Consider the following 7322-nt stretch of genomic DNA (forward strand, 5'->3'; position numbering starts at 1 on the left):
TGGCTCATTCATCTGAGATATGTAACTAAAAAATCCTTGAAAAATAAGGAAAAAAGACTTGACTAAATAGGGAGGTTTAACGGTAAAAACTGTTCGTGATATTATTTTGGTTCTTCGATTAGCTATGGAGTATGCTTATAAGCAGAAAGTAATTCCGTTGCTTAATTGGGAGTTGATTGAATATCCGAAGGATAACTCATCACATAGGGTTATTTCTCTAAATAAAGACGATGAGCAAAAGCTGATTCAGTGTATATATATGCATATGAATCGTAAGTCCACCGGGATTCTGATTGCTCTTTTTACTGGTTTACGTATTGGCGAGCTATGTGGATTACAGATGAAAGACATTTCTCTTTCAGATAAGACAATATCTGTTAATAAGACGGTTCAAAGAATATATGACAAGAAAAGTAAACAATCATATGTTCATATCGGACCGCCTAAGTCAACTTCATCTGAAAGAATAATACCTATCCCCTCATTATTAGCAAATGTCATTATGAAGTATTATACTGATAATCCCAATGATTATTATTTGACAGGAAAGAGAAAGCCGACAGAACCAAGAACCTATCGCCAATATTTTACAAGATTCTTAAAGCGATATGACATGCCTAAAATATGTTTCCATGAATTAAGACATACTTTCGCAGTGCGAGCTATTGAAATTTCTGATTTTGATATAAAATCTTTATCAGAAATACTTGGTCATAAAAATGTTTCATTTACTCTCAATGTATATGGAAAGGCAAATATGCAGCAAAAGATTAAATGCATGAATCTTCTTAATGAACTCTTGTAATTGATAAGTACTCGGGTTAAAAAAGGGCTGTTATAACAAAGTTGTAGCAGCCTGATTAATAATTGGAAACGCGGATACTAACAAAGAGTATTGATAAGAAATTGAATTTTAATGCAGGGTCTATTATTTATAATTTTCTTATTGTAAATAATTAGATAAAAGCTTATAATATAAAAATATAAATGTTGAATAGAAAATAGAACGAAAATGAATGTGGGAACTATTATGACGATGGATGAAATGTGAAGGTTGTATCTATTTTACTGAGTCATTGTAATGATGATTTTTAAAAAACAGAAATTATTTAGAATTTGCTGATTTGAATAAATGGCCAATGTGAAACATTGTGTCACTAACATTATTACAGTTATGGTGCTATAGTAAAGTTTCAGAGTTAAAAAACAGGAGGAATTATAATGATGGATTTACTTTCAAAATTAAGTGGCACTTCAAAGAGTAAAGCTATTGATCCGCGCGAGATTTTTATGTCGTTGCCTGCTAGAGACAGGCAATATGAGTATCCTCGTGATGTTCAATCTGAGGTGTGGAAAAAGTGGTTTGAAAAACGTGAGCAAAAGAATGCTGTTATTAAAATGAATACTGGAAGTGGAAAAACAGTTGTTGGATTGATGATTTTGCAAAGTTGTCTGAATGAGGGAAAAGGACCAGCTGTGTATGTTGTTCCAGACAAGTATTTGGCAGTACAAGTCTGTAATGAAGCCAAGAAATTGGGTATTCTTGCAGTCTCAGATCAGGATGATTATAATTACACAGAAAATAGAGCGATTCTGGTAATTCCGATTCATAAATTAGTTAATGGTAGAAGCGTCTTCGGAATGCGTAATTCAAATCCTAATTATCCTATAGGTAGTATTTTGATTGATGATATTCATGCATGTATGGATACTATAACGTCCCAGTTTTCTCTGCACATACCTTATAGACATGAATTGTATTCCCAAATAATAGATCTGTTTGCTGATGCATGGAGAACTTATGACGAAACTGCATATATAAATATTGTTGAAATGCAGGATCCAAAGAAGAATGCACTGCTCCCTTTTTGGATTTGGCAGGATAAACAAACAGAGATTTACCGACTTTTGAGACAGTATGAGAATACTGAAGAAGACAACCAGTTTGTATTTTTTAATCTGCCTTTGCTTGCAGATTGTTTTGCTCTTTGTAATTGTACGGTAACTGCACAATCAATAGAAATATCACCTAAAGGTATCCCTATTTCCAAGATAAAAAGTTTTGATAATGCTACAAGAAGAATCTATATGAGTGCAACTCTTGCGGATGATAGTATTTTTGTGTCAGCATTAGGATTAAAAAAAGATGACGTTACCAATATTATTACACCTGATAAGGCAAATGATATAGGTGATAGACTTATTCTTTTTCCACAGCATTTGAATAGCAACATAACAGATGATGAAATTAAAGAAAAAATAGTATTGTTGTCTGAACGATATAATGTTTTGATTATAGTATCATCAAGAGAACGAGGGAAATTCTGGGATGGTACAGAAAAGAATATAATTGATAAAGAAAATATTGAAAAAATAGTAAAAGAACTCAAACAAAGGCATGTGGGGCTTGTAATATTAGTTAATAGATATGATGGCATTGATTTACCGGATGATGCCTGTAGATTGCTTGTGATTGATGGCTTGCCACCACTTCGGAGTGAGTATGATAAGTATGTACAAAGCATAAATCCGGGAAGCACTCTGTTGCTACGGGAGCAAATGCAAAGAATAGAACAAGGAATGGGCAGAGGTGTTCGCTCAAATAGTGATTCATGCTGTATTGTTTTAATGGGAAGTAAATTAGCAGATGTTTTGTTGCGAAATAAGGGATCATCGTTTTTTAGTAAGGCTACAATGGAGCAGTATCAGCTTTCCAAGGAGTTGTGTGATTTGCTTATGCAGGAAAACTCTACGCCATCTATTGATGAGATATTTGCGTTAGCAAATTTCTCATTGAATAGACAAATTGAATGGATACAGAAAAGTAGAGAACGTCTTTCGAATATTGTTTATGAAACAGTTTCGAGTATTAGTGATACTACAGTGGCATTAAGATTAGCTTTTGAATTTGCATGCTGCTGTCAGTGGAAGAATGCTGCTGGTGAAATTAGCAATGCGGCCAACAATGAACTAGATGAAAAAAATTGCGGTTACTTGATGCAGATAAAGGCAGAATATACTAATTTTTACGATAAGATAAAAGCTCAACAAATACTTCTGTCGGCAAGAAAACTCAACGGAGGAGTGCTTATTCCTATGGAGGGGATTCAATATGATAAATCATTAAACAGTAAGGAACAGGCGAAAGGTGTAAAAGAATATTTTGTTAATGTTAGTGATAATCCTAATGAATGTATTATACATATCAATTCAGTCCTTGATATGCTGTCTTTTTCGCCGGATGCAAACGAGTTTGAGAGGGCATTGATGGAAGCAGGTGAGATATTGGGCTTTGATTCATCCCGTCCAGATAAGGCAACTTCTGGTAAAGGACCAGACAATTTATGGGCAATAGGAGATAATAAGTATTTGGTTATTGAATGCAAAAGTGGTGCTGTATGTGAAACTATTTCAAAAGACTACTGTAATCAATTAGGTGGTTCTGAACGCTGGTTTAAAGCGGAATATGGAAATGGATATCAATGTGTACCTGTTATAATACATCCATCATCTGTTTTGGATTCTCTTGCAACTCAGGTACAGGGAATGAAAATAATAACTCCGGAATTACTGGATAAAATGAAAAAGCAGATAAAGAGTTTTTCGGCTGAACTGATTCAGAATGTGGATTTGCAGGATGAGGATAAAATTAATGCTTTGCTTGTATTATATAAATTACGCGGACGGGATATTGTAAATGAATACATGACTGACATTACCGGATTTTCTTCATAAATGAAGATCCTCTGGATTTAATTATACGGTTAAGGTGGTTATCACCAAAGAGGAGAATAAGATAATTGATAGTTTTGTCAATGAGGAAACATCAAATGACGCGAAAAAATTTTCTACAAGGACAAGAATCAAGATAATAAGGAGAAAAGGAAGATGATATTATGGGAAAAAATAATTAACTTACGGACTTACGGATTGGCAAAAATCTATCCGTGTCAACCCCACAGACACATATTATAATAGAGGTAAAGAAAGGGGGAATTATTATTATGGAAGAAGCTTTTGAGGAATTGCAAATCAAGGATGATTTCATGTTTAGTGTTATCATGAGAAATCCGAAGTTTTGCAAACCTTTTTAGAACGGATATTTGGCATCCAGATATCCCGTATTGAATATCCGAAGTCGCAGGAGACAATAGATATTTCTGCGGATGCAAAAAGTGTACGCTTGGATATCTATGTGGAGGATGGAAAAGAAACCGTTTATAATATTGAAATGCAGACAACAGAGAATAGAAATGCTCCCAAGAGAACAAGATATTATCAAGGGATGATAGATTTGAATATCTTGGAAAAAGGGGACAATTACAAAAATTTGAAACGCAGTTTTGTCATTTTTGTATGTACCTTTGATTTGTTTGGCGAAGGGCGGCACATTTACACCTTTGAAAATCGTTGTATTCAAAATCTGGATTTAGGTCTTGGAGATGATACAACGAAGATTATTTTAAATACGAAGGGTACTATGGACGATGTTACGCTGGAAATGAAAAAGTTACTTGATTTTATTGACGGTAAAGAACCGGAGGATGACTTTACCAGAGAATTAGATGAGGCAGTACAGTCTGTCAGAAAAAATGAGAAATGGAGGCTGGATTATATGACTTTGCAGATGAATTATCAGGAAAAATATGAACAGGGATATGATGAGGGAGATAGAAAAAGAGCAATCTCTGTAGCAATGAGGATGATAGAAGATGGAGATTTGCTATTGGAAAAAGTTGCAATGTATTCTGGACTCACTCTGGAACAGGTGCTTGAATTGGAAAAAGAATTGCAGCCAGTGTAATGCTTGCTTTTTGAACGATAAAGATTCCAGTATTTAAAGATATGTAGTATATGTATGAACCCAGATAAGGAGAAAACTTAAAATTGTGTTTAAGACAGCAGACATAATAAGGTGGAGAGAATAATCTTATTTGGAGGAATTACAAAATGGCAAAATCATTTTTTGAGGAAATGGGCGGCAGATACGAAAAGCAGGGAGATTATCTAATTCCATGTATAGCTTTACCAGCCGAAGAAGAACAGCTGATAGGCACATGGGGACAGCGGCACTTGGACTATCTGAAACAGTACCGTAAGGTTACATACACCAATCTTCTCACAAGCGGCAGGCTGAATACATACCTTGCCGACATTGACAGGCAGGCGCAGGAACGCTTGGAATGGCTCGTAGAGGGCATGAAACAGGCACAAGGCATAACGGAACAGCTAAAGGCTGAAAATGCGTTAGAATGGACAGGAAGAATGAATAACATAAGGGCTTGTGCAATGGAGATTGTGAATGAGGAAATAATCTACGCATAACAGACAGGCGGCAGAGGGTTGATATGCTCCCCATAGAGTAGACGCTCGAAAAAACAAAAATTTCGAGACTACACTATGGGGAGTGATTTTATGGGCAAAAAGGAATTTACAATTGAAGAGAAGATTGAAGCAATAGAACTTCATATTCATGACGGGATGGGATACGGAGCGATATCGGATAGGTATCTTTCAGATTTGGATATAAAAAGATATGAAGTATGCAATGAATTCCGTAGCAGTAGCAGCATTGTGAAATTGCAGTTATCACTTTATCTTTTCATTTGACAAATTAAAAAATTTCAAGTATAATAACATTGTTATCAATAACATTGTTATTGGAGGGAATATGGCGATTAGAAATTTTGAACTTGATAAAAAAATTATAAATGCTGCGAATAAAGAATTTTTAAAAGAGGGATTTACAAAAGCATCTTTACGGAGAATTGCTCAAAAAGCAGGCATTACTACAGGAGCACTTTATACTCGCTATAAAAATAAGGATGAATTATTTTGCAGCCTTGTTTCTGATGTTTGTAAAAAATTTGATGAGCAATTCACTTATTTAATGCCACTATTCTATACAGCTATTGAAAATAAAAGCATTGATAAATATGTTCAAATTGTGCATCTTGAAACACAAAATATTTTGAGTCTAATGTATTCAAACTATGATGCCTGCATTTTGCTTTTAAATTGCAGTAAAGGCAGTTCTGTAGAAAATTGGTTTGAGCAAACGATTCAGCGAATTATAACAGAAGCACAACAATTTTATTATAGTTTTTTGGGAGATAGTATCAATAAAAAAGCGCTGGAATTAATTATTGTTGCACAATTTTCTGTTTATAAACAAGTTATTCAAAATGGGTATTCAAAGGAAGAAGCAGAAAGTTGTTTGGAAGTTGTTTCTCAATTTTTTGACAGTGGATGGAAAATGATTATGGATGACTTTGATTTTTATGGAGAATAAATTATGAAAAAGAATAAATTACAAAAGGAATATAAAGATAAGACACTGGCTATGTATTTTAAGATTGCAATCATTGGTTCAATAATATGTTTTGTCGGTGATATGCTTTTAGGCTGTTTTAATCCATCTGGTTCAAAAGGAATGGCAAAGTTTTTCCCTGCGTTTTCTGAGGAATGGTCTGAAGTAAATGCCATAAGATTTGTTTTTGGCGGTATATGCGGGGTAGTTGCGCTATTACTAATATTTTGGGGATTTTTTGCTATTTATTTATTAATGGAAAAATGGAATACATTATATAGGAAAATATTTTTAATATCATCATTTGTATTTGTTGCTGTAGGGACATTGTATCATTGCGTATTTGCAATTACTGCATGGTTATACAATAGATTGACAAATTATAACGTAATATGTGCAAAACAAATTAGTGAAGAGTTCTTTTTTACATTTATATTTGTTTCTGCATTAGCAGCGGTAGGATTTGCAATGCTGTCATTTGTTATGTTTATTGCAGCTATAAAAGGCGTGTGGTCTACTGCAAAGTGGTTTATTTGGGTTAATCCGATATTGGTGATGATGTTGTCTATTGTTTTAGTAAAGTTACTTCCTCAAAATGCAGTTCTTACAGGTATTTTTGACTGGGGGCAGCAAAGTATTAGTTTATTTGTGGTATTTTTCATTTTTAAAAAAATGTATTTAAGCAAAGGAATTGCAAAAAAAGAAAATTATTTTTAGTGGAGTGAATTTATGAAAAAATGTGAATGGATATTATGTCCTATATGTGGTAATAAAACTCGTGACAAAATGCGGAAAGATACGGTTTTGAAAAATTATCCTCTCTACTGTCCAAAGTGTAAGAAGAAAACGCTAATTGAAGTGAAAAATTTACATACAGCAGTCATCATAGAGCCAGACACATAGAGGCGGAGCCGATGAACAAGTGAGCAATGATATGCTCCCCTTATAGTAGACAGACAAAATAATAAAACTGTCGCTGTAAGGAGGAGCATATTTCATGGGACAACATTCA

The 7322-nt window shown here is 34.1% G+C and carries 8 protein-coding genes; all 8 read left to right on the top strand.

Annotated elements, in window-relative coordinates:
• Positions 1-157: 157 nt before the first annotated feature.
• Positions 158-805: a site-specific integrase gene (locus NFR99_RS14220; protein WP_251353980.1), complete on the top strand. Its 648-nt coding sequence runs from the start codon at positions 158-160 to the stop codon at positions 803-805.
• 416 nt (positions 806-1221) lie between these two features.
• A complete protein-coding gene (locus NFR99_RS14225; protein WP_251353981.1) occupies positions 1222-3735 on the top strand; it encodes a DEAD/DEAH box helicase family protein in 2514 nt (837 codons plus the stop codon).
• A gap of 343 nt (positions 3736-4078) precedes the next feature.
• Positions 4079-4804 carry an Rpn family recombination-promoting nuclease/putative transposase gene (locus NFR99_RS14230; protein ID WP_251353982.1) on the top strand — a complete coding sequence of 242 codons (726 nt, stop codon included), beginning with the start codon at positions 4079-4081 and terminating at the stop codon, positions 4802-4804.
• A gap of 146 nt (positions 4805-4950) precedes the next feature.
• A complete protein-coding gene (locus NFR99_RS14235) occupies positions 4951-5325 on the top strand; it encodes a TnpV protein (RefSeq protein WP_016293020.1) in 375 nt (124 codons plus the stop codon).
• 90 nt (positions 5326-5415) lie between these two features.
• Positions 5416-5610, top strand: a complete 195-nt coding sequence (locus NFR99_RS14240; protein ID WP_016293019.1) for a hypothetical protein — start codon at positions 5416-5418, stop codon at positions 5608-5610.
• A gap of 61 nt (positions 5611-5671) precedes the next feature.
• Positions 5672-6292, top strand: coding sequence for a TetR/AcrR family transcriptional regulator (locus tag NFR99_RS14245; protein ID WP_251353983.1), 621 nt, complete (start codon positions 5672-5674; stop codon positions 6290-6292).
• Positions 6293-6295: 3 nt separating this feature from the next.
• Positions 6296-7027, top strand: a complete 732-nt coding sequence (locus tag NFR99_RS14250) for a DUF6796 family protein (RefSeq protein WP_016293017.1) — start codon at positions 6296-6298, stop codon at positions 7025-7027.
• Positions 7028-7096: 69 nt separating this feature from the next.
• Positions 7097-7213, top strand: coding sequence for a cysteine-rich KTR domain-containing protein (locus NFR99_RS14255; protein ID WP_465221064.1), 117 nt, complete (start codon positions 7097-7099; stop codon positions 7211-7213).
• The last annotated feature ends 109 nt before the right edge of the window (positions 7214-7322 follow it).

Source organism: Hominisplanchenecus murintestinalis (assembly GCF_943193015.1).
Taxonomy (GTDB): Bacteria; Bacillota; Clostridia; order Lachnospirales; family Lachnospiraceae; genus Hominisplanchenecus_A; species Hominisplanchenecus_A murintestinalis.